Origin of the sequence: Novosphingobium sp. fls2-241-R2A-195 (genome assembly GCF_030209485.1) — a bacterium.
GTDB classification, from domain to species: Bacteria; Pseudomonadota; Alphaproteobacteria; order Sphingomonadales; family Sphingomonadaceae; genus Novosphingobium; species Novosphingobium resinovorum.
Genome location: NZ_JARVRY010000016.1, coordinates 88927 through 115634, shown reverse-complemented (window position 1 = coordinate 115634; position 26708 = coordinate 88927). Strand labels below are relative to the sequence as shown.

Here is a 26708-nt window from a genome sequence, read left to right as displayed (position 1 = left end):
TAACCCACTGAATGCGCTGTCCTTTCTGCGCCCACGACGATTCCCAGGTCAAGGACAGCCGCCCGACCGAGGATGCCACCGCGATCCGTCGCCGCCGCCAGTGTTCGAGCTGCGGCGCCCGTTTCACGACGTTCGAGCGCGTGCAGCTGCGCGAGATCGTGGTGGTCAAGAGCAACGATGCGGCCGGGCTCGAACGCCGCGAGCCGTTCGACCGCGCCAAGATCGAGCAGTCGGTCACCCTCGCCTGCCGCAAGCGCGGCATCGACCGCGAGAAGATCGAGCGGCTCGTCTCCGGCGTGCAGCGCCAGGTCGAGACGATAGGCGAGAACGAGGTGCCTTCGCGCATCATCGGCGAACTCGTGATGGAAGGGCTGCGCCAGCTCGACTCGGTCGCCTACATCCGCTTCGCCAGCGTCTACCGCGCCTTCAACGAGGCGAAGGATTTCGAGGAATTTGCAGGGACCGTGCGCGATGTCGGCGTCAATTGAAGTGAAGCGGGCTGGTGAAGTGAAGCAGCCCGTCATCGTACTGGTGCGCCCGCAGCTGGGCGAGAACATCGGCAAGGCCGCGCGCGCGATGCTCAACTTCGGGCTGACCGAGATGCGCCTCGTCTCCCCGCGCGACGGCTGGCCCAACCCCTCGGCTGGCCCCGCGGCGGCCGGTGCGGACGACGTGCTGGAAAAGGCCGAGGTCTTCGAGACGCTCGCCGAAGCCGTGCACGACTGCGCCAACGTCTACGCCACCACCGTGCGCAAGCGCGGCGTCACCAAGCCGGTCGTCACGCCCGAGGAAGCCGCGCGCGAGGTCTACGCGGCGACGGGCCGCTCGGCCTACGTGTTCGGGCCGGAGCGTTCGGGGCTGGAGACGGACGACGTCGCCCTCGCCCGCGCGATCCTGACGGTGCCGATCAACCCCGAGTTCGCCTCGCTCAACCTGGCGCAGGCGGTGATCCTGTGCGCCTACGAATGGTCGAAGGGCGCCGCATTGGCGCAGCCGACGGTTGAGGAACTGCTCCCCCCGGCCCCGCAGGACGAACTGGAAGGCATGATCCAGCAGTTCGAGAAAGTGCTGGAGCCGACCAAGTACTTCTACCCGGAGAGCCGCTCCGCCGCCACGCGCCGGACCTTGCGCAACATGCTCACCAAACCGGGCTGGAACAGCCTCGAAGTGCGCACCATGCGCGGCGTTCTGAGCGCGCTGGGCGGCAACCGGCGGCCTCGTAACATCGACTGAACCGGCATTTCGGGCGCTTTCCCTTGACACGTCGCCCGAACCCGCTAAGGGCCCGGCTTCACGTGGCGCCTGCGTCTTCGCAGCACGTCCATTCGGCCCCGCACTCTCGGTGAAGCGGCGGCCGCATCCGGCAGAATAGGCCGGATGGTGCGCTCCGGGAGAAACATGGATCGTGCACCACATCGGCTGCACGGCAAGCAGATTGAAGGACGACATTATGTCGAAGCGCCAAAGCTCGAAGTACAAACTCGACCGCCGCATGGGCGAGAACATCTGGGGCCGTCCCAAGAGCTCGGTCAACCGCCGCAGCTACGGCCCGGGCCAGCACGGCCAGCGTCGCAAGAGCAAGGTTTCGGACTACGGTCTGCAGCTGCGCGCCAAGCAGAAGCTCAAGGGCTACTACGGCGACGTGACCGAGAAGCAGTTCAAGCGCACCTACCAGGAAGCGTCGGCCATGAAGGGCGACACCAGCCAGAACCTGATCGGTCTGCTGGAGCAGCGCCTGGATATGATCGTGTACCGCGCCAAGTTCGCGCCCACGATCTTCTCGGCCCGCCAGATCGTTTCGCACGGCCACATCCGCGTCAACGGCGTGAAGTGCAACATCGCCTCGCGTCGCGTGAAGGTCGGTGACATCATCACCCTGGGCAACAAGGCCAAGGAAATGGCTCTCGTTCTCGAAGCGCAGAACCTGCCCGAGCGCGAAGTTCCCGACTACGTCGCTCAGGACGGCACCGACAAGGTGACCTTCGTTCGCGTTCCGACGCTCGACGAAGTGCCCTACCCGGTGAAGATGGAACCGAACCTGGTCGTCGAGTTCTACTCGCGCTGATCGGTTTTCCGGCAACGGAAACAAGAAAAGGCGGTCCTTCGGGGCCGCCTTTTTCTTATGTGTTTCGAACTGTTCAAACGACACGAAAAATTACACGATTTGCAGCACTTGTAAGGGAACTGCCGCCGAGATCGGGCATTAGCCTAGCATCATGACTCGCTACCGTTTCATCACTCCGCACCGCACCGGTAAATGGTACAATGATCTCAGGACAGCGCAGCGCCATGCCTGCGAGATCGGCGCCGGATTTCTCGACGAAATGACCGGCCGCTTCGTCGCCTATGTCGAGACGGTGCTGGAAACCATGCACGGCGAAGACGCACCGGGCAAACCCGTCGCTGCGTGACCGCGCTTCAGCTTAGCGGACGCTGATCCCCAGTTCGCCGAGAATCTGGCTTGCCTGCATGCGCGAGATGATCGCGCCACGGAACAAGCTAGCATCGACCAGACGCAGGCCACCCAAGTCAGCCCCACGCAGATCGGCGCCGTCGAACCGCGCCCCGGTCAAATCCGCATCGCGCAGGCTGCAGTCCAGCAATGCCGCTTGCCGGAAATCGCAGCGGCTCAGATCAGCCTGCGAAAAATCAACCTGCTGCAGCGTCGCACCCCGGAACGAATGGCGAGGCAGGCGCGCGCTGACCAGCAGGGTCTCCTCGAAGACGGTGTCGAGAGACGCAGCATCCGACAAATCGGCACCCGTCAACTTGCACCGAGTTATCCTCGCCGAAGCCAGCGAAGCGCGTCGGAACGAAACGTTGTTGAAATCGCTGGCATGAAAACTGGCGCCGTCGAGGTCACTCCCGGAAAAGTCGACGAAAGCGGCCCTGCAGGACTTCCAGGTCGTGCCGTCAAGCTTGGCCCTGCTCAAATCGGTCCGGCGCAGGCTGCAGGCCTCGAACGTCCAGCCCCACAGGTCAAGCCCGCTGAGCTGGGCCTCATCCAGATCGCAACCGACCAGATGGCGCACGGAAGCGGGCAGCCGCTCGAAGTCGGCGCGCGTCAGTGTCCGGTCGCGAACGATGGTGTCGGTACTGTCGTCCATGCTCCGCTCCGACCGATCATTCCTTGCGGAAATAGTCCCGCCGGAAATCGGCCGCGAACGCCGCGAAGCGCTGTTCCGCGATTGCGTCGCGCATGCCCTGCATCAGTTGCTGGTAGAACGAGAGATTGTGCTCGGTCAGCAGCATCGCGCCCAGCATCTCGCCGGACTTGATGAGGTGGTGGATGTAGGCGCGGGTGTACGTACCGCAGGTCGAGCACTTGCAGCGCTCGTCGATCGGGCCGGTGTCTTCGGCGTGACGGGCGTTGCGCATGTTGAGCGGGGCGTTCCAGGTGAACGCCTGCCCGTTGCGGCCCGAGCGGGTCGGCAGCACGCAGTCGAACATATCGACGCCGCGCTCCACCGCGCCGACGAGGTCGTCGGGCTTGCCCACGCCCATCAGGTAGCGCGGACGGTCGGCGGGAAGCTGGCCGGGGGCGAATTCCAGCGTGGCGAACATCGCCTCCTGTCCCTCGCCCACGGCAAGGCCGCCGATCGCGTAGCCGTCGAAGCCGACCTCGCTGAGGGCATCGGCGCTGGTCTTGCGCAGGCCTTCGTCGAGCGCGCCTTGCTGGATGCCGAACAGGGCGGAACTTTCCGCATGCGCGCCGCCGGTGTCGAAGGCGTCGCGGCTACGCTTCGCCCAGCGCATCGACATTTCCATAGAGCGGGCGATGACGTCGCGGGGCTGGTCGATCTTGGGGCACTCGTCGAAACACATGACGATGTCGGAGCCGAGCAGGCGCTGGATCTCCATCGACCGCTCGGGGCTGAGCATGTGGCGCGAGCCGTCGATGTGGCTGGCGAAAGTCACGCCTTCCTCGGTGATCTTGCGCAGATCCGACAGGCTCATGACCTGATAGCCGCCGCTGTCGGTCAGGATCGGGCGGTCCCAGTTCATGAACTTGTGCAGGCCACCGAGGCGCGCGACGCGCTCGGCGCCGGGGCGCAGCATCAAGTGATAGGTATTGCCGAGCAGGATGTCGGCGCCAGTGGCGCGCACGTCCTGCGGCTTCATGGCCTTGACTGTGGCAGCGGTGCCGACCGGCATAAAGGCGGGCGTGCGGATCTCGCCGCGGCGCATCTGGATGGTGCCGGTGCGGGCCTTGCCGTCCGTGGCGTGGATGGAAAACTGGAAACGAGGCTTCATGCGGCCGCCCTTAGAGCATTTTCAGCCCTCGTGGAAACATCCGATAACTACCGACTTCGTCACCGGATTTCCCCATTCGTCATTGCGAGCACAGCGAAGCAATCCAGGGCCGCGCAAACCGCCCTGGATTGCTTCGCTACGCTCGCAATGACGAGAGGAAGGGAGAAGATCAGAACCCGTAGACCAACGAGAAGCGCGAGATCGTGTCGGTTTTGAGCGAACCGCTCGGCGGCCGGGTCTCATGCTCGATCGAGTAGGACAGCTTGGCCTTGAGACCCTTCATCATCCCCGCCTCGATCGCGGTCATCGAGGTGAAGGTGTTGTTGTCCGAGCCGACGTAGCTGCTGATATCCTGCGACAGCTTGATCGTCGGGTTTATCGTCCAGTCGAAATCAAGCGAGGTCAGCATCGACCACGTCGTCTGGTCGACGTCGTCGACGTAGTTGGTGGCACGGAACGCCGGACCTGCTTCCAGCGCCAGCGTCATGCCGGGACGGTTGAGCACCCGGTAACCGAGACCGCCCGAGAGCGTGTAGCGGTCCTCGAAGCCTTGGATGCGGTCGCGCTCGTACTGGGTGCGACCATACGTGAAGAAGCCGTCGTTCAGGGTATAGCGCGGCTGATAACTGGCCGAATACTGCTCGCGCGTGATCGTGCCCCGATCTTCCTGATAGTCGGCATTGGCCTGGATCATGTGCTCCCACTTGATACCCTTGCGGTTGAGCTTGAGCGCGGCGGTGACACCGAAGTTGTCGGTATTGCCGGTGGAGCGGAAGGCGCCGACCTCGATCTGGCCCTTCCACAATTCGAGCACACCCGAGGCGCGGATGCGGGCCAGTTCCGCCTCGGTCTTGGCGGCGATCTCCTTGGCGCGGCGATCGTTATAGACCCGCTGCATGTCGCGGATCTCATCCTTGTCATAGGGCTGGGTCTGCTGCGCGAACTTGACCATCGCGGAGACGGACGCGCTGTCGTCGGTCTTCATCGCGGCTTCCAGCAGCGCGCGAACCGCCAGCGGCAGGCGCGGACGCTCGGCCTTCACGTAAGGGACGAACTCGGGATAATCGGGCAGGTCGAGCACCAGCGGCGGCGGCGGGAGCGGGACCAGAACGAGCGGCTCGTCGAACTGGTGCACTTGCGCATGGGCTGGAACGGCAAGCAGCATAACGGGAAGGCCGGAGAGGACCGGTCGGAGCATCGTCATGCTGCAAACGCTAACGCGTCACGTGCGCAAACGCCACCCGCTCTTAAAGATCCATGTGATGAATCCGACGCAAAGGACGAGGAACAGCAGCGTCAGGCCGAGCGACAGCGCGATCGGAACGTCGGAGCTGCCGTAGAACGTCCAGCGCAGCCCGTTCACGAGGTAGACCACCGGGTTCGCCATCGCCACCTGCCGCCAGGGCTCGGGCAGCATGTCGATCGAGTAAAAGGTGCCGCCCAGAAACGTCAGCGGAGTCAGGATCAGCAGCGGCACGATCGTCAGCTTCTCGAAGCTGTCCGCCCAGATGCCGAGGATGAAGCCGAACAGCGAGAAACTGGCGGAAACCAGCAGCACGAAGAAGAACGCATAGACCGGATGGGCGATCGAGTAGTCGACGAAGAAGCTGGCCGTCGCGAGAATGATCGCGGCAAGGATCAGCGACTTGGTCGCCGCCGCGCCGACGAAGCCGACGAGGGTTTCGGCGACTCCCACGGGCGCGGAGAGCAGCTCGTAGATCGCGCCTGTAAAACGCGGCATGTAGATGCCGAAGCTGGCGTTGGAGACGCTTTCACCCAGGATCGTCAGCAGCAGCAGGCCCGGGACGATGAAGGCGCCGTAGTTGAGGCCGTCGACGCCGCTCTTCATCTGGCCGCCGATCGCGGCACCGAAGACGACGAAGTAGAGCGTGGTGGTCAGCACCGGCGCGAGGATCGACTGCATCGCCGTGCGGAAGGCGCGCATCAGTTCCTGCCTGTAGATGGTCCAGGCGGAGCGGGCGTTGAACAGGCTCATGCCGCAGTCTCCTGAACAGGCGCGTCGGGCCCTTCGAGCAGGTTCACGAAGATGTCCTCCAGGCTCGATTCGTGGATGTCGATCGCGGTGTAGTCGATCCCGGCGCGGGTCAGGGCCTTGGTCAGTTCGGCGACTTCGGCGGTGCCCGCAGACGCCCCCTCCCCGCCGCCGCCGCGATAGACGAGCGTGCGGCCGTCCTCGGAAAGCGTCACGGGGAATGCCGCGATCCCGGCGGGAACTTCGGCCAGCGGCTGCGCGAGCGAGATCAGCGCTTCGGTGCGGCCCAGGCGTTCCATCATCGCCGCCTTTTCGTCCACCATCAGGATTTCGCCCTTGCGGATGATGCCGACGCGGTCGGCCATTTCCTCGGCTTCCTCGATGTAGTGGGTGGTGAGAATCACCGTGGTGCCACGCTCGCGCAGGAGGGCGATCTGTTTCCACATGTCGCGGCGCAGTTCGACGTCGACGCCTGCGGTCGGCTCGTCGAGGAACAGCAGTTCGGGTTCGTGCGCCAGCGCCTTGGCGATCAGCACGCGGCGCTTCATGCCGCCGGAGAGGTTGCGGATCTGCTCGCCCCGCTTTTCCCAGAGGCTGAGCGCCTTGAGGATGTCCTCGACCAGCGCCGGGTTCGGGGCCAGCCCGAAGAGCCCGCGCGAATGGTTGACCGAGCGCAGCACCGGCTCGAACATGTCGGTCGCCAGTTCCTGCGGCACGAGGCCGACGCGCTTGCGCAAGGTGCGCCAGTGGCGGCCCATGTCCTCGCCGAACGCGGTGATCGTGCCCGAGGTCGGCCGGACCATCCCGCAAACCGCGCCGATCAGCGTGGTCTTGCCCGCACCGTTCGGCCCGAGCAGGGCGAAAATCTCGCCTTTGTTGATGGTCAGATCGACGCCCTTGAGCGCCGTGAAACCGCCTGCGTAAGTCTTCGTCAGGCCGCTGATTTCGAGGATAGGCTGCATAGGCGCATGAATGGGGCTGAAACGATCCGGTTCCAAGCCCCCCGGCGCAGTATCTTTTGCAATGCGGCGTTGAGAAGATCAGCGCCGCCGATAGGGCTCGCACGCGATCCCGTCGTTATCGCCGTCGAGTTGCGGGTTGTAGCCGGGCTGCCCGCGTCGCATTGGCGCGGCACCGGCGGCACGCGCCTCGGCGCAACTGCGGAACGCCCCGGAAGGAACCGAGCGCGCCACAACCGGGCGGGGCACAGTGGCGGATACCACGCGCGCTCCGGAATTTCGGGGATTGGCCGCCCGATAGACCGCGGGCACATCGAACTCGGAACCCCAGATGCCCGCGCGCTGCGTCTTGCTGCGATCGGCGAGCAACACATAGCTAGCAGGCGCGTTGTCGAGCGCAATCGCCAGCCCCTTTTCCAGCATCGCCGCCGCAAGATCCACCCCTCCTGCCCGGCAGCTTGCGACCGTCCGGCCATAGACATCGCGGTCGCGCGAGGAGCAGGTCAGTTGCCGGGCATCGACCATGGCGCGCAAGGCAGCGGCTGCGTCGGAGCCGCAACTCCAGTTGCTCCAGTTCACGCGGCAGGTCTGGCGATATTCGGGTGCATCGATGCCGAACAGACGCACCTCGCGCCCGCCGACGAACAGCGAGTCGCCGTCCACCGCCCGGCCTGCGCCTGCGAAGTCCTCCGCCGATGCGGGAGACACCGCCGCGACCAGCAATGCCGGCAATATCCAGGATTTCATGTGGCCGCCCCCGTGCGCCCGGACCTTCCCGGGCATCGGGGCCGACAGTGCGGCACAAAGGCTTACAGCAATTTAACAGCCATCCGTAACCTTCCCGTAACCAAGCAAGTCACGGAAGCAGCAGCGAGGAATCCCCGTAGCTGTAGAAGCGATAGCCGTTGGCGATGGCATGGGCGTAGACCGCCTGCATCTTCTCCAGCCCCATCAGCGCCGAAACCAGCATCATCAGCGTGGACTTGGGCAGGTGGAAGTTGGTCATCAGCCCGTCAATCGCGCGGAAGCGGTAGCCCGGGGTGATGAAGATCGCAGTGTCGCCCTCGAACGGGCGGATCACGCCGTCTTCGCCGGTGGCGCTTTCGAGCAGGCGCAGCGAGGTGGTGCCCACCGCGATCACCCGGCCACCTGCCGCACGCGCGGCGTTGAGGCGGTCGGCGGTGGCCTGGTCGATGCGGCCGAACTCGGCGTGCATCTGGTGGTCCACGGTGTCGTCGGCCTTCACCGGCAGGAAGGTGCCTGCGCCGACGTGGAGCGTCAGTGTCTCGCGCGCCACGCCCGCCGCGTCCAGCGCCTCGACCAGTTCGGGGGTGAAGTGCAGCGCCGCCGTGGGTGCGGCGACGGCGCCCTTCTCGCGCGCGAACATCGTCTGGTAGTCGCTCGCGTCGGCCTCGTCGGTGGGGCGCTTCCCCGCGATGTAGGGCGGCAGCGGCATGCGGCCCGCACGTTCGAGCAGGACTTCCACGGGCTCGTCGCCCTCGAAGGCGAGGGTCCAGCTGCCGTCGGGCAAGCGGCTTTCGGAGATCGCGGTGACGTCGGCCGGGAAAGCGATGCGATCGCCCTCGCGCAAACGCTTGGCGTTGCGCACGAACGCCTGCCAGCGGCGAAGGTCGATACGCTTGTGGAGCGTGGCGCCGATGCGCGCTTCTCCGCGCGTGCCCTCAAGCTGGGCGGGGATGACGCGGGTGTCGTTGAAGACGAGGACATCGCCTGCGCGCAGTTGAGCAGGCAGGTCGCGGACGTGATGGTCGGCGAAGGGAGTGTCGCCGTCCACCACCAGCATCTTCGCCGCATCGCGCGGACGCGCCGGACGCAGGGCGATGCTCTCGGGCGGAAGGTCGAAGTCGAAGAGGTCTACGCGCATGGCGGCGCGCTAGACCAGAGCGGGGCTGCGGGCAAGGCGCGAGCCTTCAGCGTGGTGGCGGCGTCCCCCGCACCGTCATTCCCGCGAAGGCGGGAACCCATCTCCTGCCGGTGCCTGTCGAACGGGCGTCAGATGGGTCCCCGCCTTCGCGGGGATGACGAACCTGGTTTGATGGTCGCGCTCTCACACATCGAGTGCGGGAGGGCGCGAGGAACTTAGTTGGACTTGGAGTTGTTCAGGTCCGAAATCGAAGGCGCCTTCAGCGTTGGCGCCGCCGGAGCCACCGGCGCAGCCGGGGCCGGCTTGTTCTCCGACGCCAGCGAGGCCTGGACGATCTTCGTCGGGTCCTCGGGCGGCTCGCCGCGATGGATCGCATCGACGTACTGCATGCCCGAGATCACACGGCCGAACACCGTGTACTTCTTGTCCAGCGCGAAGCGCGGATAGAACACGATGAAGAACTGGCTGTTGGCGCTGTTCGGGTCGTTGGTGCGCGCCATCGAAACGGTGCCGCGGAGGTGCGGCATCGTGTTGAATTCGGCCTGAAGGTCGGGAAGCTGAGAGCCGCCCTGCCCGGTGCCGGTCGGATCGCCCGTCTGCGCCATGAATCCGTCGATCACGCGGTGGAAGATCTGGCCGTTGTAGAAGCCCTGCGCCGCCAGCGTCTTGACCCGCTCGACATGGTGCGGAGCCCACTGAGGCATCATGCGAATGGCGACACGGCCGCCGTCCGACAAGTCGAGCAGGAGCACGTTCTCGGGCTCGTGCGTGATGTCGGTGTCGATCGTGGTCGGCAGGGGCGGAGGCGTCGGCGTGGCCGCTGCCTCGTCCTTTTTGTCCTTGTCCTTCGCGATGGCCGGGGCCGCGACGAGGGCGGCGCCGAGCATCAGCGCGGTCAGGGGAAGGCGAAACTTCATGTATCTGTCACCTGGGCAATGAACGGCCGAGCCGCGTAATCGGACGCGATAAAGCGCCCCCGCTGTCGGCACAATGAATGATTTCCACGCGGACCCGCCCATCCGCGCAAGCTCAGTAGTCCCCCAATAGTCCGTTTTGCGCGATCCGCCCGACGACGTCCTCACGTACCGCCGGGCTGACGAACTTCACGATGTCGCCCCCGAACATCGCGATTTCCTTGACCAGCTTGGACGCGATCGGCTGCAGGCTGACGTCCGCCATCAGAAACACCGTCTCGATGGTGGAATTGAGCTGCTGGTTCATCCCGGCCATCTGGTATTCGTATTCAAAGTCCGCCACCGCGCGCAGGCCGCGCACGATCACGCTGGCGCCCTGCTTCTGGGCGAACTTCATCAGCAGCGCATTGAAGCCGACGACGCTGACGTTGTCGATCCCCATCGCCGCGACCTCGCGCTCGACCATGGCCATGCGCTCGTCCGGCGTGAACAGCGGGTTCTTCGACGGGTTGGTGGTGACGCCGATGATCAGCTTGTCGACCAGCTTGGCGCCGCGCCGGATGATGTCGGCATGGCCCAGCGTGATCGGGTCGAAAGTGCCGGGGTAGACGCCGATACGCTCAGCCGAAGCCATCAGTGATCCCTCTCGATGATATAGCGCGCAACGGCGCGAAGCAGGTCGGCTTCCTTCCCATGCTGGGCGAGATGGCCGACGGCTTGCTCGACCAGCATGCGCGCCTGTTCGCGGGCGCGTTCGGGGCCGAGCAGCGAGACGAAGGTTTCCTTGCCCGCCGCCGCGTCCTTGCCCACGGCCTTGCCCGCAAGAGCGGCGTCGCCCTCGTGGTCGATGAGATCATCGGCGATCTGGAAAGCCAGCCCGATGTCGCGGGCATAGCCGCGCAGATGCGTGCGCCCCTCCGGCGGAATGCGGCCGAGGATCGCGCCCATCTCCACCGCCGCGCCAAGCAGCGCGCCGGTCTTGAGCTGTTGCAGGCGGGTGACGGTCTGCAGGTCGAACTCGCTGGTTTCGGCGACGAGGTCCATCATCTGCCCGCCCGCCATGCCCTGCGCGCCGCTGGCGTGGCCGAGCGTGCGGACGAGTTCGATGCGGGTAAAGGGATCGGGCGTGGTCGCCGGATCGGACAGGACCTCGAAAGCGAAGGCGTGCAGCGAATCGCCTGCAAGCACGGCAGTGGCTTCGTCGAACGCCAGATGCAGCGTCGGCTTGCCATGGCGCAGGGCGTCATCGTCCATACACGGCAGGTCATCGTGGATCAGCGAATAAACGTGGATCGATTCGATGGCGATGCCCGCCCGGATCGCGGCTTCGCGCTGGACGCCGTACATCTCGGCGACGCTGGCAAGCAGCAGCGGACGCAGCCGCTTGCCCCCGCCGATCGCGGCATAGCGCATCGCCTCCACCAGCTTCGCGCGGGCATCGTCGGGAACGGCGAGCAGCGCGTCGAAGGCGCCGTCGATCTCCTCGGCGATCCGCGCGAGACCCTCGGCCAGCAGCGAATCGGGCGCGGCCACTTCGGTCACAGGTCGAAAGGCTGGGTGCCCGTCGCCGCGCCGTCCGGCCCGGCGACGATACGCTCGATCCGCGCCTGCGCAGCGTCGAGGCGCTTCTGGCAATGCTGGCGCAGCTTCTCGCCCTTTTCGTAGAGCGAGATCGAATCTTCCAGTGGCACGTCGCCGCTTTCGAGCTGGCGCACGATGGTCTCCAGCGCGCGAAGGGAGTCCTCGAAGCTGAGCGTGTCGATGGTCGAAGTTTCGGATTCCATGGGCAAGCAATGGCGCTCGGCGCAGTAACGGTCAAGGTGGCGGCGGTATTTACCCGTCACCAGGGAGTATCGGCCACTCTGGTATAGCTAGACCCCCTTTAGGTGCCGTTGAGTGCCGTTATGTCCATACGCTCTGGCGCAGCCGGAAAGACGCGGCTAAGGGCTCCCCCATGAGCGGAATCACCCCTGACGTCGTCGAGGCGCATGGCCTCAATCCCGAAGAATACGAGCGCGTCCTGAATGCGCTGGGCCGCGAGCCGAACCTCGTGGAACTCGGCATTTTCTCGGTGATGTGGTCGGAGCACTGCTCGTACAAGTCGAGCCGCTTCCACCTCAAGAAGCTCCCGACGGAAGCCCCCTGGGTGATCTGCGGCCCTGGCGAGAACGCGGGCGTGATCGACATCGGCGACGGGCAGGCCGCCATCTTCAAGATGGAAAGCCACAACCACCCCAGTTATATCGAGCCTTATCAAGGCGCTGCAACCGGCGTCGGCGGCATCCTGCGCGACGTCTTCACGATGGGCGCGCGCCCGGTGGCGAACATGAACGCCCTGCGCTTCGGCCGTCCGGACCATCCGAAGATGAAGCACCTCGTCAAGGGCGTGGTCGCAGGCATCGGCGGCTACGGCAACTGCGTGGGCGTGCCCACGGTGGGCGGCGAGACCAACTTCCACAAGGCCTACGACGGCAACATCCTCGTCAACGCGATGACCGTCGGCGTCGCCGATACGAACAAGATCTTCTACTGCGCCGCCACCGGTCTCGGTAATCCGATCGTCTACGTCGGCTCCAAGACCGGCCGCGACGGCATCCACGGCGCCACCATGGCCTCGGCCGACTTCGGCGACGACATCGACGAAAAGCGCCCCACCGTGCAGGTCGGCGATCCTTTCGTCGAGAAGCTGCTGATCGAGGCGTGCCTCGAACTGATGGCGACCGACGCGATCGTCGCGATCCAGGACATGGGCGCGGCGGGCCTCACCTCCTCGTCGGTCGAGATGGCCAGCAAGGGCGGCGCGGGCATTCGCCTCAACATGAACAAGGTGCCCTGCCGCGAAGAGGCGATGACGCCTTACGAAATGATGCTCAGCGAAAGCCAGGAGCGCATGCTCATGGTGCTCCAGCCCGGCAAGGAAGCCATGGCCGAGGCCATCTTCAGGAAGTGGGAACTGGACTTCGCGGTCATCGGCGAAGTCACCGATACCGGCCACATGGTGCTGGAATTCGACGGCGAAGTGGTCTGCGACATCCCGCTCGGCCCGCTGGCCGACGATGCGCCGGAGTACGAGCGCCCCTACGTCTCGCCTGAGGAATACAAGGCCTGGGCGGCCGTCCCGGCCCTCGGCGAAGTGCCGGAAAGCACCGATCTCGGCGCCGACCTCATCAAGCTGATGGGCGGCGCGGACCTCGCTTCGCGCAAGTGGATCTGGGAGCAGTACGACAGCCAGGTCGGCGCGGACACGATGCAGAAGTCCGGCGGCGACGCGGCCGTCGTGCGCGTCCACGGCACGCAGAAGGCGCTGGCGATCAGCACCGACTGCTCGCCCCGCTACTGCTACGCCGACCCTTACGAGGGCGGCAAGCAGGCGGTCGCCGAGACCTACCGCAACATCAGCGCGGTCGGCGGGTTGCCGCTGGCGATCACCAACTGCCTCAACTTCGCCAACCCGCAGCGCCCCGAGATCATGGCGCAGATCGTCGGCTGCCTGAACGGCATGGGCGATGCGTGCCGCGCGCTGGACTACCCGATCGTCTCGGGCAACGTGTCGCTCTACAACGAATCGAAGGCCACCGGCGGCGGTTCGGCGATCCTGCCGACCCCAGCGATCGGCGGCGTCGGCATCCTCGCCGACCATGACCAGATGGCGACAGTGGCGTTCAAGGCCGAGGGCGAGGAAATCTTCCTGCTCGGCGGCGAAGGAACGCACCTTGGCCAGTCGCTGTGGCTTAAGGACATCGGCGGTCAGGAAGCCGGTGAGGCGCCGAAGGTCGACCTCAAGCTGGAAGCCCACAATGGCGGCCTCGTTCGCGGCTGGATCGGCGAAGGCAAAGTGACGGCGGTACACGACGTCAGCGACGGTGGCCTGATCGTCGCGCTGGCCGAGATGGCGCTGGCAAGTGGCCTCGGCTGCACGCTGGACGCGGACCTCACCACCGCGCAGGCGTTCGGCGAGGACCAGTCGCGCTATGTCGTGACCGCGCCTGCGGGGACTGTCCTGCCGGAAGCGGTGAAGATCGGCACCGTCGGCGGCACCGCGGTCGCGGGCGTGGAGATCTCCGCGCTGCGGCAGGCCAACGAAGCGTTCTTCAAGGACTGGATGGAGGGCTGAGCGCCCTTCCCCCGGTCCTTCGGGACAAAAGAAAACCCCGGCGCTCGAAGGAGCGGCCGGGGTTTTCTTTTGCTTCGCGTCTGGCCGATGGGGCTTCGACAAGCTCAGCCTGAGCGGGGTTCGGAAATTTGCCTTCGAACTCGCTTCACCTTGGGAACGGGGAGGTTTGCACCACCCCCGCTACCCTGAGCTTGTCGAAGGGTCGCCCCCGCGTTTTCAGAACCTTACCAGCTCTTCTTCGGCTTCTTGTGGAACGGCTTGCCACCGCCGCCGCCCGCCGGACGGTCTTGGCGCGGACCGGTCGGGCGCGCGCGGTACGGGGCCGAGCCCTCGCCGCCGGGACCATCGGAACGCGGACCATTGCCGTGCGGACGGCGGCCACGACCCTGCGGGCCTTCGCGGTCGCGGCTGCGGTGACGGGCGGCGTCACGCGGCGCATCGGGCGCGCGCTCGATGAGGATGGTGGCTTCGTATTCGCCGTCTTCCCGCGCGGTGCGGGCGACGGCGCGTTCGAACTGCTCGGCCTGGGCGGCGGGGATCTGGAAGTACGTCTGGTCGCCGTTGATGCGGATCTGGCCGACAGCATCGCGGGTGACATGGCCGCGGCGGCAGAGCACCGGGAGGATCCAGCGCGCTTCGGCCCGCTCGTCGCGGCCAACGTTCATGCGGAACCAGACGACGTCGTCGAAGCCCGGACGCTCGCGCTTCTGGCGGGATTCGGGCGAATTGCCGAGCAGTTCCTCGGGCTGAGGCATCGCGGCGCGGTGCGCGCGCACAAGCGCGGCGGCGACGTCCTCGGCGCTCAGCGTTTCCAGCACGACCTTCGCCAGTTCGCGATCGTCGTCCTCGACTTCGACGGGGGCCAGCAGCTTTTCGAGCAGACGGTCACGGTCCTGCGCGCGGATCGCTTCGGGCGTCGGAGCCTCGCCCCACTCGGCCTCGATGCGCGCCCCGCGCAGCATCATCTCGACGCGGCGGCGGCGCGGATAAGGCACCAGCAGGACCGCCGTGCCCTTCTTGCCCGCGCGGCCGGTACGGCCTGAACGGTGCTGCAGGGTCTCGGCATCGCGCGGAATCTCGACGTGGACGACAAGGCTGAGCGACGGCAGATCGATGCCGCGCGCGGCGACGTCGGTGGCGACGCAGACCTTGGCGCGGCGGTCACGAAGCGCCTGCAGCGCGTTGTTGCGCTCGTTCTGCGAATGCTCGCCCGAGAGCGCCACGGCAGAGAAGCCGCGCTCCACCAGGGTCGCGTGCAGGTGCTTCACGTTGTCGCGCGTGGCGCAGAACAGGATCGCGGTCTCGGCATCGTAGAAGCGCAGCAGGTTCACCACCGCATGCTCGATGTCCGAAGGGGCGACGGTCACCGCCTTGTAGGCGATGTCGCCATGGCCGCGGTTCTCGCCGACGGTGGAGATGCGCAGCGCGTTCTTCTGGTAACGCTGGGCCAGCGCCTCGATCGGGCGCGGCATGGTGGCCGAGAACAGCAGCGTGCGGCGGGTTTCCGGCGTCGCGTCGAGCAATTCCTCGAGGTCTTCGCGGAAGCCCATGTCGAGCATTTCGTCAGCTTCGTCGAGCACGACGGCGCGCAGAGCCGAGAGGTCGAGCTTGCCGCGCTCCAGATGGTCGCGCAGACGGCCCGGCGTGCCGACGACGATCGCCGCGCCGCGTTCCAGCTGCTTGCGCTCCTTCACCGGGTCCATGCCGCCGACGCAGGTGACGATGCGGGCGTGGGTCTTGGCATAAAGCCATTCCAGCTCGCGGCTGACCTGCTGCGCCAGTTCACGGGTCGGCGCGATGGCGAGTGCCAGCGGCTTGACCGCGAAGGCGAGTTCATCGTCGGCGAGCAGTTCGTCGGCCATGGCAAGGCCAAAAGCGACGGTCTTGCCCGAGCCGGTCTGCGCCGAGACGACGAGGTCGCGGCCGTGCGCCTCCGATTCGGTCACGGCAGCCTGAACGGGGGTCAGGGTTTCATAGCCATGGCCGGTGAGAGCTTCGGCGAGAGGCGCGGGAATCTGCGGAAAAGTCATTATGGGGTCAACGAGTCCTGCCGCATCAAGGCGGCTTTCAAAGAGCATAGGGAGGGCTGCGTGGCGGCCCTCGGGCGCACCTGTTGCGCGGCCCATAGACCAAAGCGCGCAGATTTGCGCGCTCGAATTTCAATCCTGCGACGATTCGTGTTGAATGACGGACTAGAACTGCCCGGCCCAGAGCGAACGGGCCGCCGGCTTCGTATCGGCGCATTGCTCTGGCAACTGATCGAAACTAGGCTCGAAGCCAAGCAAGACGTACATCTCCCGCTCCAGAAACGGCGCGGCGTCGCCCGCGCTCATATCGACGCGGGCGCACTCTCCGAGCCCCGGCAACCGGGTCCGAAAAATGCCTTTGCGTACAGTGCTTAAGCGCATGAAATTCACCCTTGGAGTTGTCAGCCCGGCTTGCGGAGCGCCCGGCTAACGATCCCGTTCACGGCGATCAAGTCACTCGTGAGGCTGTCACAATCTTGAAAGACGCACAAGGGCTCGAAGCCTCGACAGGCGTGCTTGAGGTGATTGCGCGACTTGCCCATAATCGGCAGCAGATGAACCGCTCCGCCGACGCAGCCCCGCCCCCCGCTTCCATTACCGCCCTCGTGGCTGCCGACCCCGGGCGTGCCCTGCCGGTCTTGCGCAACGCGGTACTGCACGAGCCGCACAATGCTTCGGCCTATCGACTGCTCGGACGGGCACTGAGGGCCTTGGGACGCAATGAAGAAGCGATGCTTGCCGAAGGGGAAGCCATTCGAGCCTCATCACATGATCCGGATCTCGTCGCTATAGCCCGGGCTCTGCTCACCGGTGACCTGCCGGTCGCTGAAGCCGGTCTACGAAATAGACTGCGCGAACAGCCCACGGATGTTGCGGCGATCCGCATGATGGCAGAACTGGCAGGCCGTATCGGCCGCTATCGCGACGCGGAAAAGCTGCTGCGCCGCGCACTTGAACTGGCGCCCGGATTCACGGCCGCACGGGCAAATCTCGCGATCTCCCTCTATCGGCAGAACCGTTTTGCCGAAGCGGTGGGCGTGCTTGACGAGGTGATCACGCAAGGCGGAGCGCAGGCTGGCGATCTCAACTTGCGCGCAGCAGCGCTTGGCCGGATCGGCGATTACGCGGAGGCGCGGCACATCTATGCAGACCTGACCGAAACTTTCCCGGATCATGCCCGACTATGGATGAGCTACGGGCATATCCTGAAAACGCTCGGCGAACAGACCGAGAGCGTCTCCGCCTATCGGCACGCGATCGCCATCGAGCCGGGCCTCGGCGAGGTGTGGTGGAGCCTTGCGAACCTCAAGACCTGGCGGTTCGAGGATATCGACGTCACCGCAATGGAAGCCGCATTGACGGATGAAGCCCTGTCTGACGACGACCGCCTGCACCTGCACTTCGCACTCGGCAAGGCGTTCGACGACCGCAATGTGGCGGAGCTTGCCTTCCGGCACTATACGACGGGGAACCGCCTCCGGCGCGATCAGCTCGATTTCGACCCGAACGTCTTGAGCGCACAGGTGGACGCCGTTATCGCGACGGTGACGCCCGACCTGCTCGGCCGACTGGAGGGCACGGGCCATCCCTGCCCCGACCCGATCTTCATCCTCGGCCTGCCGCGCGCCGGCTCCACCCTCATCGAACAGATTCTCTCGAGCCATTCGCAAGTGGAAGGCACGATGGAACTCCCGGACATTCCCGCCATGGCCATGCGCGAGGCACAAACCTACGCTGGCAACAGCCGGGACTGGCCAGCGGCGCTGGCCACGATGCCACCGGCGCGCCTCGCCGAACTGGGCGCCGAATTCATCGAGCGCACGCGCATCCAGCGCAAGACCGGCAAGCCCTTCTACATCGACAAGCTTCCCAACAACTGGGCTTACGCAGGCTTCATCACCGCGATCCTTCCGAACGCCCGGATTATCGATGCCCGCCGCGCGCCGCTGGACTGCTGCTTCTCCAATTTCCGGCAGCATTTCGCAAAAGGACAAGCGTTCTCCTACGACCTTGGGCACATCGGCCGCTACTACGCCGATTACGTGCGCGCCATGGCCCATTACGACGTCGTCATGCCCGGCCGGGTACACCGGGTCATTCACGAACGACTTCTGGATGACCCGGAAGCTGAAGTGCGTGCGCTTCTCACCCATCTCTCGCTCGATTTCGAGGAAAATTGCCTCCAATTCCATCGCAATGACCGTGCGGTGCGCACGGCATCGAGCGAGCAGGTCCGTCGCCCGATCAATCGCGACGGCGTCGATCAGTGGCTTGCCTACAATGCCTGGCTTGGGCCGTTGCGCGATGCGCTAGGCGATCTACCCGAAACTTACGCCAAGCGCTGATCCGCAACCTCAATAATTGTGGCGAAAATGTCATACAGTGCAGCGCACAATCGACGTTGCACGGTGGGCCTATTGTCAAAGCTCATGAATTGTGGCCGCTTCCCAATCAGGCAATTACAGGGGAATGCGGGTGAATTCATCGCGTTTGGGTTGTCGCCGCAGCGTCGTCGTCGCGCTGCTTGGATCATCGGCCATCGCTGCAGCGCAACCTGCGTTGGCGCAAGGCGCTCCTGCCGTCGAAGAAGACGGCATAATCCTTGTCACAGCCCAGAAGCGGACCGAAAATCTCCAGGATGTGCCGATCGCAATCACGGCTCTGGGAGGCGAAAAACTGCGCGAGTTGCAGGTCAAGGAACTTCAGGACGCGGTCAAGAACATTCCCTCCCTTACGATCCAGACCACCCAGCCGGGCTTCAGCCAGGTCTACTTCCGGGGTGTCGCATCGGGTGAGAACGCCAATCACTCCGGGCCGCTGCCGACGGTGGGCACCTATCTCGACGAAATGCCGATCACGACCATCCAGGGCGCGCTTGACATCCATGCCTACGACATCGCGCGGATCGAGGCGCTGGCAGGACCGCAAGGCACCCTCTATGGCGCGAGTTCGATGGCGGGTACGATCAAGATCGTGACCAACAAGCCGGACTATTCGGGCACTTACGGCGCAGTCGACATGGAACTGAACTCCGTCGCTCACGGAGACGTCGGCGGCGTCGCGCAAGGGTTCCTGAACTTCAAGCTTTCAGATCGCTCCGCGCTGCGCGTCGTCGGCTGGTATCGTCATGACGGCGGATACATCGACAATGTCGTGGGCAGCCGGACATACCCCGTTTCCGGCATCACCCAGACCAACGCCGATCTCGTCGAAAAAAACTACAACGACGTCGATACATATGGCGCGCGCATGGCGCTCGGCATCGAACTGGATGACGACTGGACGATCACCCCCACGCTCATGGGGCAGGTCCAGAAGGTCAACGGCAGCTTTGCGCAGGAGCGCTCAAGCGCAGTCAGCAAGAAACTGCAGACCGTCCAGTACAACCCCGAGAGCAGCAAGGACGAATGGTATCAAGCTGCCCTGACCATTGAAGGCAAGATCGGCAACTGGGACCTCGTCGCGACGGGAGGCGTCCTCAACCGCAAGGACCGCACGGAATCCGATTATTCGGACTACTCGTACTTCTATGACGCGCTCTACGGTTCTGGCGCATATCTGTATGACAATGCCGGCGACCTGGTCAGCCCGAACCAGTACATCAAGGGCCGTGACAAATACCGGCGTCAGTTCGGTGAACTGCGTATCAGTTCACCGCAGGAAAACCGCCTGCGCCTGATCGCCGGCCTGTTCGCGCAGCGGCAGGTTCACCAGATCACGCAGAACTACATCATCGACGGCATTGCCGATGCGATCACGGTGCCCGGCACCGAAAGCGACATCTGGCTGACCCGTCAGAGGCGCATCGACCGTGACTATGCCGCGTTCGGTGAACTGAGCTTCGACATCACCGACCAGCTTACCGCTACCGGAGGCCTGCGCGTCTACAAGTACAAGAACTCGCTCGTCGGTTTCTTCGGCTACAGCGACGGATACTCGTCGCGCACCGGTGTCGCCGCCTGTTTCGAGGATGCGAAAGTCAGCGGTTCGCCGTGCACCAATCTTGATGCGAAAACCTCCGATACCGGATCGATCTACAAGGCCAACCTGACCTACAAGCTGACTCCTAACTGGCTGGTCTACGCTACCTGGTCGCGCGGCTTCCGTCCCGGCGGCATCAACCGTCGCGGCGGCCAGCCGCCTTATGCACCTGACACGCTCGACAACTACGAATTCGGGTGGAAGAGCCAGATGGGCGCGTTCCACTTCAACTACGCCATGTTCCGCGAGGACTGGAGCAACATCCAGTTGTCCTTCCTCGGGGAAAACGGCCTGACCCTCATCCGCAACGCTGGCGAAGCGCGGATCTACGGCGTCGAGTTCGACATGGGCTATCGCAAAGCCGGCCTGACCCTCAATGCTTCGGGCAGCTACAACGACGCAAAGATCACAAAGGACTTCTGCCTTATCGCCAACGCCACTTTCGACTGCTCGATCCCCGAAGGCGAGAATACCCGGCTGGCGCAAGCGGGGACGCACTTGCCGATCACTGCGCGCTTCAAGGCCAATGCCCTTGCCCGGTACGAGTTCCCGATCGGCGGCTGGACCGGCCACGTCCAGGGCGCCGTCAATTACATCGGGAAGCGCCGCAGCGACTTACGCGATGCTGAAAACGCGATCAAGGGTGAGTTCGGTGCCTATACCACGGCGGACTTCAGTCTCGGCATTAAGAATGATGTATGGCGCTTTGAAATATATGCGAACAATCTGTTCGACAGTAACGGTGTCATCAACAGTTCGGTCCAATGCCTCGAAACGACCTGCGGCGATCCACTGGGCATCAGCGAGACCGGGGGCGTGTTTTATGATTATGTCATCAGGCCTCGGGTAATCGGCCTCAAGGTCGGTCGGGATTTCTGATCTCTTGCCAAAAGAGGTGGAAGACGAACCCCGCCTATCCGGAAAGATAGACGGCGCAGGCAGGGCGCGCCTCGGGCTTTCTGCCGCCATGGCGTTGGTCATGGGCAACATGATCGGTTCGGGCGTCTTCCTGCTGCCTGCCAGCCTGGCCCCTTTCGGCTGGAACGCCGTGGTCGGATGGATCGTGACCACGGCGGGCGTTCTTGTTCTGGCTTACGTGATCACCCGCCTGACCCGGGAATTCCCGGAAGCCGGCAGTCCTTCGGGGTTCGTCTCGGCCGCATTCGGGCAGACCACCGGGTTCTTCATAAGTTGGATATACCTGGTTTCGATCTGGACCGCGGTAGCCACGATCGCCGTTGCCGCCGTCAGCTACATGTCGAGCATAGCCCCCTCACTCGCGAGCGCCGAATTCGTGCCCGCACTCACAGCGATCGCGCTCCTCTGGCTGACCACGCTGGTCAATCTGCAAGGCGTGCGAACGGCGGGAGGCTTCCAGATCGCGACCGTCGCCATCAAGATCGTGCCGCTGCTTGTCGTGATCGTCATTGCCGCAAGACTGTTTGTCGGCGGCGAGGCGGAAGTGCTGCCGGTCGATGCCGTGCCGATTTCGCCCGGCTCGATCAATGCAGCGGCAACGCTCACATTGTGGGCATTGCTGGGTTTCGAATCCGCCAGCATCGTCGCGGCGCGGGTTCGTAATCCGGAAGCGAACATATCCCGTGCCACCCTCTGGGGAACGGGCCTGACCGGCCTGCTGTACCTCGCGGTCTGTTCCGCCATCGCCATGCTCCTGCCGATGAGCATGGCTGCCGCCTCCCCAGCCCCGTTCGCCACGTTCGTCAACCGTTACTGGAACGGGACGGCGGCGGCCATGGTGACGCTCTTCGCGGTGGTCAGTTGCGTCGGCGCACTCAACGGCTGGACCCTGCTCGAAGCCGAACTGTCACGGGACATGGCAGCGCGCAGACTGCTCCCGCGCTGGTTCATGGCCACCGACGCAGGAGGAACACCGCGACGCGCGCTTCTCGTTTCCACGGCTATCACTACGCTTTTCGTGGTCATGAACGGATTGCGCTCCATGCGCGGCCTGTTCGAATACCTCCTGTTGCTGTCCACTTCGGCGACCCTCTGGCTCTATCTCGCCTGCGCACTGGCGGCATGGAGGCTGCGGGTCTGCCGTCCGCTCGCCGTACTGGGCGCGGGCTATGCGTTATGGGCGTTGTGGGGTGCGGGCATCGCGGCAAGCGGAATGAGCTTCATTCTCATGGTCTCGGGTCTGCCGATCCGGCTTTGGAGCCGCCGCGAGGACCAGAGCACAGACTAAAGCAGAGCATCGAGCCACTTCTCGACAAGGCCCTCCGCTTCTTCCGGCGTGAAGGGCGCCTGCCCGAGGCTCAGTTCCAGCCAGAGCCCGTCGATCAAAGCAGTCAAGGCCACCGCCGGCAATCGAGCATCACCCAAATCCGGCTTAACCGCCAGGACCAGTTCCTCGATGCCGTTCCTGAACTCACCGTAGATTTGCTGGTGCAACGCGCCGATGCCGTCGTTCACCGGCGTCATGCTCCAGAACGCGAGCCATGTCGCGAGCAGTTCCGGATCGGCGATCGGCGACCGGAAGTTCGCCGACAGATAAGCCAGAAGCCGCGCGCGCGGATTCTCACCCGCGGCTGCCACGGCATCTGCCAGCGCCTCGCCCACGCGACTTCCGGTCCAGCGATAGGCCTGGGCGATCGCATCGCCGACACCGGCGAAGTAATGCCTCAGCAATCCCGGAGATACCCCGGCCTCGGCGCAGATTGCCCGCACCGAAGTTCCTGCCACGCCATGACGGGCAAGGCACCTCGCCGTGGCTTCTACCAGGCTCTGGCGACGCTCGTCGGGATGCTCCCGCGTAAAGGATTGATGCTCGGCCATAGTATTGCTATACGATCGTATAGCAAGGAGCACGCCATGGCAACGCAAGTCGCCGACGCCCCCATGACCGACCCGCTGGAAGGCTGGAGCCTGCCTGCGTGGACCTATTCCGACACCGAATTCTTCGAGGCCGAGAAGGAGCGCGTCTTCGCCCCGAGCTGGCAGATCGTCTGCCATGAGAGCGACATTCCAAGCCCTGGCGACTGGCACACCCTGGACTACATCGGCGAAAGCGTGATGGTGGTGCGCGGCACGGACAGGGTGCTGCGCGCCTTCACCAACGTCTGCCGCCATCGCGGCTCGCGCATCGTCGACGGTGCCAGCGGCTGCGCGCGAAAGCTGGTCTGTCCCTATCATGCATGGACCTACGACCTCGACGGCCGGCTCGCCGGCGTACCCGACAGCGCGAGCTACCCTGTTTTCGACAAGGCCGGTCTCGGGCTGTCATCCATCCAGATCGAGGTATGGCGCGGCTTCGTGTTCGTGCGGCTGGTCGATGACGGCGGCCCGACGGTGGCGCAGATGATGACACCTTACGAACATATGGTCGCGCCTTATAGCTTTCATGACCTGAAAGCGCTCGGCCGGGTGACCATGCGCCCGCGTGAGGTTAACTGGAAGAACATCGGCGACAATTACTCGGACGGACTTCACATTCCGGTCGCCCATCCCGGCCTCACCCGTCTGTTTGGCCGCAGCTATGGCGTCGAAGCGGAGGCGAACGTCGATCGCATGTGGGGCGACCTGATGGATGCCCCCTCTCCCAACTGGTCGGAGCGCATGTACCAGCGCTTGCTTCCGCCTGTGCCGCACCTCCCGCCGGAGCGGCAGCGTCACTGGCTTTACTTCAAGCTCTGGCCGAACGTCGCCTTCGACATCTATCCTGACCAGGTCGATTTCATGCAGTGGCTTCCGGTCAGCCCGACCGCCAGCGTGATCCGCGAGATCAGCTACGTTCTCGACGATGACCGGCGCGAGATGAAGGCCGCGCGCTACCTCAACTGGCGCATTAACCGCGAAGTAAATGCGGAAGACACCGCACTCATTACCCGTGTGCAGGCTGGCATGGCCTCGCGCAGTTTCTCGATTGGGCCGCTCTCCGACAAGGAGGTCTGCCTGCGCCATTTCTGCAGGCGGCTGCGGCAGATCATCCCCGCCGCCCGTTCCGAACATTCCCCCGCGCCCGGCTGGAGCAGGACCGCATGACCGACCGCTACGACGCACTCATCATCGGCGGTGGCCATAATGGCCTGACTTGCGCCTTCTACCTCGCCCGGGCGGGGCTCAAGGTGCGCATTCTCGAGCGGCGCGACGTTGTCGGCGGGGCTGCCGTGACGGAGGAATTCCACCCGGGATTCCGCAATTCGGTCGCCAGCTACACGGTCAGTCTGTTGCAGCCCAAAGTGATCGCCGACATGCGCCTTGCCGATCACGGCTACCGCGTAATCGAGCGGCCGATCAGCAACCTGCTGCCCCAGGAGGGCGGCTACCTCAAGCTCGGCGGCGGACTGGAGCGCACGCAAGCGGAATTCCGCCGCTTTTCGGCCCATGACGCCGAGGTACTCCCGGCCTATTACGACGCTCTCGAAGGCGTCGCCGAGGTGCTGCGCGACCTTGCCCTCAGGACCCCGCCCGAGGTGGGCGGCGGCTGGCGTGCGCTGGTCGATGCGGCCGTGCAAGGGCGCAAGCTGGCGGGCCTGTCGATGGAAGCCCAGCGCGATGTGCTCGACCTGTTCACCAAGTCGGCCCGCAGCTTGCTCGACAGCTGGTTCGAGAGTGAGGCGGTCAAGGCCGCGTTCGGGTTCGATGCGGTGGTCGGCAACTATGCCTCGCCTGACACGCCCGGCAGTGCCTACGTCCTGCTGCACCATGTCTTCGGCGAGGTGAACGGCAAGAAGGGGGCCTGGGGCCACTCGGTCGGTGGCATGGGCGCGATCACGCAGATCATGGCCAAGGTCTGCCGCGATCTCGGCGTCGAGATCAGCCTGGAGGCACCGGTCGCGCAAGTGCTGGTGGATAGCGGCAAGGTCGCCGGCGTTCGCCTGGAAAGCGGCGAGGAGATCGCGGCGCCGCGCATCATCGCCAATGTCGGGCCGAAACTGCTCTACGACCGGATGATCGCAGCTGCCGACCTAGACGCCGATTTCCGGCGCCGGATGAAGGGCTTCAAGGCGGGAAGCGGCACGTTCCGGATGAACGTGGCGCTATCCGAACTGCCTCGATTTACGTGCCTTCCCGAACCGGGCGAGCATCATCAGTCCGGCATCATCATCGCCCCGACCCTCGACTACATGGACCGCGCCTTCATCGACGCCAAGCAGTTCGGCTGGTCGCGCAAGCCTATCGTCGAGATGCTGATCCCCTCTACCGTGGACGACAGCCTCGCCCCTCCGGGCCAGCATGTCGCCAGCCTGTTCTGCCAGCAATTCGCGCCCGAACTACCCGATGGACGCGACTGGGACATGGAGGAGGACAAGGCCGCCGATGCCATTATCGACACGGTGGAGGCGCATGCACCGGGCTTCCGCGCCTCGATCCTGGGACGACAGGTGCTCAGTCCCAAGGGGCTGGAGCGCAAGTTCGGGCTGGTCGGCGGAGACATTATGCACGGGAACCTGACGCTCGACCAGATGTGGTCGTCGCGGCCGGTGCTGGGGCATGGCGCGTATCGGGGGCCGATCAAGGGGCTCTACATGTGCGGCGCGGGGACGCATCCCGGCGGCGGCGTGACCGGCGCGCCGGGGCACAATTGCGCCCATGAGGTCATTGCCGACAGTCGCGGAATGGCGCTGGGTTTCGGCGGTATGTACCGGCGTTTTCGCTGAATTTCAGCCGATGACGGCACGAATCGCGGCGACTGCGGGCCGCGGGGTCAGGTCGGCGTTGAATAGGCCGAAGTTGTTCATCTCACTGGTCCCGGCCCAGGAAAACAGCTCGTAAAGGCTGATCGCGCGGATGAACGGGCGATCGAGGGCCGCCGCCAGATCCGAGGCGAGCAAGATGGCCTGCTGCTCCAGTGAAACCGGCGGAGAAGTCACGTTTTTTGCGCCACCGCCCGTTGTGCGGCCCCATTCGGTAATCACGCCGTGTGTGTGGCGACCAACTGCTATTTTCTCGCCGAAGCTCGCCAGGCGGTCCGCCACGACAGTGGCGGGCTTGGGGTAGATATGGGCATTGCCGTAGGTCGTGAAAGGGGCCTGCTCCGCTTGCATGAAGTCGTTGCTCGCGATGAGGGGGATCGTTTTCAGACTGGATTCCGCCTTAAATGATGCCGTGAAGTCCTTGATATAGGACATTAATGCCGGAGCATTACCTGTCCGAAATCCCAACCGGGAATCATGCACGCCGTTGTAGTTCACGGGATTGAGGTCGGGCTCGTTCGGGAACTCGACCGCCCATATCGCACCGGGCGCCTGGATGACGAAGGCCTTGAGGTCGGCGATCGTCTTTGCGATTTCCCGACCGGAGAGGGTGAGGCAGAATGTCACCCCCTGCCGGGCAAGCCCAAGGTAGGTATTCCACCCAGGCGTCCCGGCATAAGGCTCCCGGCATCGCATGCGCCGCAAGCCGCCAAGTTTATCCAGCGCGGGCAATATGTTGCGCACGTTGTAGAGCGAACCCGTATCCTGCGGCCTGCCCTGCACCATCACCCTGTCGAGCCGCGACGGCACCGCGTGCACGGTCGCCGGAACCAGCGGTAAGACCGCCAGACCGGCCGCCACCTGCCTGCGTGAAAACACTGCTGCTACCAAGCTGACCTCCCGGTTACATAACGGCACTCAACG

The 26708-nt window shown here is 64.7% G+C and carries 24 protein-coding genes; 10 read left to right on the top strand and 14 right to left on the bottom strand.

Features of this window, described 5'->3' with window-relative positions; translation table 11 throughout:
- Window positions 1–11 precede the first annotated feature (11 nt).
- From nrdR to QRN25_RS13335, 4 genes are all read left to right on the top strand, one after another.
- On the top strand, window positions 12–488 hold the full coding sequence (gene nrdR / locus QRN25_RS13350) for a transcriptional regulator NrdR (protein ID WP_285019845.1): 477 nt from the start codon (window positions 12–14) through the stop codon (window positions 486–488).
- Window positions 472–1233: an RNA methyltransferase gene (locus tag QRN25_RS13345; protein WP_285019844.1), complete on the top strand. Its 762-nt coding sequence runs from the start codon at window positions 472–474 to the stop codon at window positions 1231–1233. Before nrdR ends, QRN25_RS13345 begins: the two co-directional genes overlap by 17 nt.
- Before the next feature lie 217 nt (window positions 1234–1450).
- Complete coding sequence (gene rpsD / locus QRN25_RS13340; protein WP_271183266.1) at window positions 1451–2065, top strand: 30S ribosomal protein S4; 615 nt, start codon at window positions 1451–1453, stop codon at window positions 2063–2065.
- A 151-nt stretch (window positions 2066–2216) separates the two neighbouring features.
- Window positions 2217–2411: a hypothetical protein gene (locus QRN25_RS13335; RefSeq protein ID WP_271183265.1), complete on the top strand. Its 195-nt coding sequence runs from the start codon at window positions 2217–2219 to the stop codon at window positions 2409–2411.
- A gap of 12 nt (window positions 2412–2423) precedes the next feature.
- On the opposite strand, the gene QRN25_RS13330 is transcribed toward QRN25_RS13335, so the two are convergent.
- From QRN25_RS13330 to QRN25_RS13280, 11 genes are all read right to left on the bottom strand, one after another.
- On the bottom strand, window positions 2424–3107 hold the full coding sequence (locus tag QRN25_RS13330; RefSeq protein ID WP_285019843.1) for a pentapeptide repeat-containing protein: 684 nt from the start codon (window positions 3105–3107) through the stop codon (window positions 2424–2426).
- Window positions 3108–3123: 16 nt separating this feature from the next.
- Window positions 3124–4254, bottom strand: coding sequence for a tRNA guanosine(34) transglycosylase Tgt (gene tgt, locus QRN25_RS13325; RefSeq protein ID WP_285019842.1), 1131 nt, complete (start codon window positions 4252–4254; stop codon window positions 3124–3126).
- 169 nt (window positions 4255–4423) lie between these two features.
- Window positions 4424–5458 carry a DUF481 domain-containing protein gene (locus QRN25_RS13320; RefSeq protein WP_285019841.1) on the bottom strand — a complete coding sequence of 345 codons (1035 nt, stop codon included), beginning with the start codon at window positions 5456–5458 and terminating at the stop codon, window positions 4424–4426.
- A gap of 18 nt (window positions 5459–5476) precedes the next feature.
- Window positions 5477–6250, bottom strand: coding sequence for an ABC transporter permease (locus QRN25_RS13315; RefSeq protein ID WP_008830313.1), 774 nt, complete (start codon window positions 6248–6250; stop codon window positions 5477–5479).
- Complete coding sequence (locus QRN25_RS13310) at window positions 6247–7209, bottom strand: ABC transporter ATP-binding protein (protein WP_285019840.1); 963 nt, start codon at window positions 7207–7209, stop codon at window positions 6247–6249. Before QRN25_RS13310 ends, QRN25_RS13315 begins: the two co-directional genes overlap by 4 nt.
- 78 nt (window positions 7210–7287) lie before the next feature.
- Window positions 7288–7953, bottom strand: a complete 666-nt coding sequence (locus QRN25_RS13305; protein WP_285019839.1) for a thermonuclease family protein — start codon at window positions 7951–7953, stop codon at window positions 7288–7290.
- Between the two features lie 109 nt (window positions 7954–8062).
- Window positions 8063–9091, bottom strand: coding sequence for a tRNA preQ1(34) S-adenosylmethionine ribosyltransferase-isomerase QueA (gene queA / locus QRN25_RS13300; RefSeq protein WP_285019838.1), 1029 nt, complete (start codon window positions 9089–9091; stop codon window positions 8063–8065).
- Window positions 9092–9306: 215 nt separating this feature from the next.
- On the bottom strand, window positions 9307–10008 hold the full coding sequence (locus QRN25_RS13295; RefSeq protein ID WP_008830309.1) for a peptidylprolyl isomerase: 702 nt from the start codon (window positions 10006–10008) through the stop codon (window positions 9307–9309).
- 112 nt (window positions 10009–10120) lie between these two features.
- On the bottom strand, window positions 10121–10639 hold the full coding sequence (coaD, locus tag QRN25_RS13290; protein ID WP_008830308.1) for a pantetheine-phosphate adenylyltransferase: 519 nt from the start codon (window positions 10637–10639) through the stop codon (window positions 10121–10123).
- Window positions 10639–11547 carry a polyprenyl synthetase family protein gene (locus QRN25_RS13285; protein ID WP_051586684.1) on the bottom strand — a complete coding sequence of 303 codons (909 nt, stop codon included), beginning with the start codon at window positions 11545–11547 and terminating at the stop codon, window positions 10639–10641. Before QRN25_RS13285 ends, coaD begins: the two co-directional genes overlap by 1 nt.
- Window positions 11544–11789, bottom strand: coding sequence for an exodeoxyribonuclease VII small subunit (locus QRN25_RS13280; RefSeq protein WP_285019837.1), 246 nt, complete (start codon window positions 11787–11789; stop codon window positions 11544–11546). The genes QRN25_RS13285 and QRN25_RS13280 overlap by 4 nt, the downstream gene beginning before the upstream one ends.
- A 170-nt stretch (window positions 11790–11959) precedes the next feature.
- Here QRN25_RS13280 and purL point away from each other — a divergent pair, with 170 nt between their 5' ends.
- Window positions 11960–14119 carry a phosphoribosylformylglycinamidine synthase subunit PurL gene (gene purL, locus QRN25_RS13275; RefSeq protein ID WP_285019836.1) on the top strand — a complete coding sequence of 720 codons (2160 nt, stop codon included), beginning with the start codon at window positions 11960–11962 and terminating at the stop codon, window positions 14117–14119.
- Between the two features lie 224 nt (window positions 14120–14343).
- Here purL and QRN25_RS13270 read toward each other — a convergent pair whose 3' ends face one another.
- Entirely contained in the window at window positions 14344–16149 is a 1806-nt protein-coding gene (locus QRN25_RS13270; RefSeq protein ID WP_008830304.1) for a DEAD/DEAH box helicase, read from the bottom strand.
- Window positions 16150–16700: 551 nt separating this feature from the next.
- Here QRN25_RS13270 and QRN25_RS13265 point away from each other — a divergent pair.
- The 3 genes from QRN25_RS13265 (at window position 16701) to QRN25_RS13255 (ending at window position 22333) form a co-directional block, all read left to right on the top strand.
- Window positions 16701–18491 (top strand): tetratricopeptide repeat-containing sulfotransferase family protein, encoded by a 1791-nt coding sequence (locus tag QRN25_RS13265; RefSeq protein WP_285019868.1) that lies wholly within the window; start codon window positions 16701–16703, stop codon window positions 18489–18491.
- A gap of 124 nt (window positions 18492–18615) precedes the next feature.
- Window positions 18616–21006, top strand: coding sequence for a TonB-dependent receptor (locus QRN25_RS13260; RefSeq protein ID WP_285019835.1), 2391 nt, complete (start codon window positions 18616–18618; stop codon window positions 21004–21006).
- Window positions 21007–21022: 16 nt separating this feature from the next.
- The gene (locus QRN25_RS13255) at window positions 21023–22333 is read left to right on the top strand and encodes an amino acid permease (protein WP_350224253.1); all 1311 of its coding nucleotides are present in this window, start codon (window positions 21023–21025) and stop codon (window positions 22331–22333) included.
- Here QRN25_RS13255 and QRN25_RS13250 read toward each other — a convergent pair.
- Window positions 22330–22923 carry a TetR family transcriptional regulator C-terminal domain-containing protein gene (locus tag QRN25_RS13250; protein ID WP_271183253.1) on the bottom strand — a complete coding sequence of 198 codons (594 nt, stop codon included), beginning with the start codon at window positions 22921–22923 and terminating at the stop codon, window positions 22330–22332. The two genes, QRN25_RS13255 and QRN25_RS13250, sit on opposite strands and share 4 nt — an antisense overlap.
- Window positions 22924–22959: 36 nt before the next feature.
- Here QRN25_RS13250 and QRN25_RS13245 point away from each other — a divergent pair, with 36 nt between their 5' ends.
- Window positions 22960–24129 carry an aromatic ring-hydroxylating oxygenase subunit alpha gene (locus tag QRN25_RS13245; protein WP_285019834.1) on the top strand — a complete coding sequence of 390 codons (1170 nt, stop codon included), beginning with the start codon at window positions 22960–22962 and terminating at the stop codon, window positions 24127–24129.
- Window positions 24126–25748 (top strand): phytoene desaturase family protein, encoded by a 1623-nt coding sequence (locus QRN25_RS13240; protein WP_285019833.1) that lies wholly within the window; start codon window positions 24126–24128, stop codon window positions 25746–25748. The genes QRN25_RS13245 and QRN25_RS13240 overlap by 4 nt, the downstream gene beginning before the upstream one ends.
- 3 nt (window positions 25749–25751) lie before the next feature.
- Here the strand turns inward: QRN25_RS13240 and QRN25_RS13235 are convergent, their stop codons facing one another.
- Window positions 25752–26675, bottom strand: coding sequence for a calcium-binding protein (locus QRN25_RS13235; RefSeq protein ID WP_285019832.1), 924 nt, complete (start codon window positions 26673–26675; stop codon window positions 25752–25754).
- Window positions 26676–26708: the final 33 nt, after the last annotated feature.

What these genes read in the sequence shown, in the direction of transcription:
- rpsD (WP_271183266.1), top strand. Translation starts at nt 1,451, where the DNA reads ATGTCGAAGCGCCAAAGCTCGAAGTACAAACTCGACCGCCGCATGGGC.
- QRN25_RS13280 (WP_285019837.1), bottom strand. Translation starts at nt 11,789, where the DNA reads ATGGAATCCGAAACTTCGACCATCGACACGCTCAGCTTCGAGGACTCC.
- QRN25_RS13345 (WP_285019844.1), top strand. Translation starts at nt 472, where the DNA reads ATGTCGGCGTCAATTGAAGTGAAGCGGGCTGGTGAAGTGAAGCAGCCC.
- QRN25_RS13315 (WP_008830313.1), bottom strand. Translation starts at nt 6,250, where the DNA reads ATGAGCCTGTTCAACGCCCGCTCCGCCTGGACCATCTACAGGCAGGAA.
- queA (WP_285019838.1), bottom strand. Translation starts at nt 9,091, where the DNA reads ATGCGCGTAGACCTCTTCGACTTCGACCTTCCGCCCGAGAGCATCGCC.
- QRN25_RS13305 (WP_285019839.1), bottom strand. Translation starts at nt 7,953, where the DNA reads ATGAAATCCTGGATATTGCCGGCATTGCTGGTCGCGGCGGTGTCTCCC.
- QRN25_RS13240 (WP_285019833.1), top strand. Translation starts at nt 24,126, where the DNA reads ATGACCGACCGCTACGACGCACTCATCATCGGCGGTGGCCATAATGGC.
- QRN25_RS13245 (WP_285019834.1), top strand. Translation starts at nt 22,960, where the DNA reads ATGGCAACGCAAGTCGCCGACGCCCCCATGACCGACCCGCTGGAAGGC.
- purL (WP_285019836.1), top strand. Translation starts at nt 11,960, where the DNA reads ATGAGCGGAATCACCCCTGACGTCGTCGAGGCGCATGGCCTCAATCCC.
- QRN25_RS13330 (WP_285019843.1), bottom strand. Translation starts at nt 3,107, where the DNA reads ATGGACGACAGTACCGACACCATCGTTCGCGACCGGACACTGACGCGC.
- QRN25_RS13310 (WP_285019840.1), bottom strand. Translation starts at nt 7,209, where the DNA reads ATGCAGCCTATCCTCGAAATCAGCGGCCTGACGAAGACTTACGCAGGC.
- QRN25_RS13320 (WP_285019841.1), bottom strand. Translation starts at nt 5,458, where the DNA reads ATGACGATGCTCCGACCGGTCCTCTCCGGCCTTCCCGTTATGCTGCTT.
- tgt (WP_285019842.1), bottom strand. Translation starts at nt 4,254, where the DNA reads ATGAAGCCTCGTTTCCAGTTTTCCATCCACGCCACGGACGGCAAGGCC.
- QRN25_RS13335 (WP_271183265.1), top strand. Translation starts at nt 2,217, where the DNA reads ATGACTCGCTACCGTTTCATCACTCCGCACCGCACCGGTAAATGGTAC.
- QRN25_RS13260 (WP_285019835.1), top strand. Translation starts at nt 18,616, where the DNA reads ATGCGGGTGAATTCATCGCGTTTGGGTTGTCGCCGCAGCGTCGTCGTC.
- coaD (WP_008830308.1), bottom strand. Translation starts at nt 10,639, where the DNA reads ATGGCTTCGGCTGAGCGTATCGGCGTCTACCCCGGCACTTTCGACCCG.
- QRN25_RS13250 (WP_271183253.1), bottom strand. Translation starts at nt 22,923, where the DNA reads ATGGCCGAGCATCAATCCTTTACGCGGGAGCATCCCGACGAGCGTCGC.
- QRN25_RS13270 (WP_008830304.1), bottom strand. Translation starts at nt 16,149, where the DNA reads ATGACTTTTCCGCAGATTCCCGCGCCTCTCGCCGAAGCTCTCACCGGC.
- QRN25_RS13295 (WP_008830309.1), bottom strand. Translation starts at nt 10,008, where the DNA reads ATGAAGTTTCGCCTTCCCCTGACCGCGCTGATGCTCGGCGCCGCCCTC.
- nrdR (WP_285019845.1), top strand. Translation starts at nt 12, where the DNA reads ATGCGCTGTCCTTTCTGCGCCCACGACGATTCCCAGGTCAAGGACAGC.
- QRN25_RS13265 (WP_285019868.1), top strand. Translation starts at nt 16,701, where the DNA reads ATGAACCGCTCCGCCGACGCAGCCCCGCCCCCCGCTTCCATTACCGCC.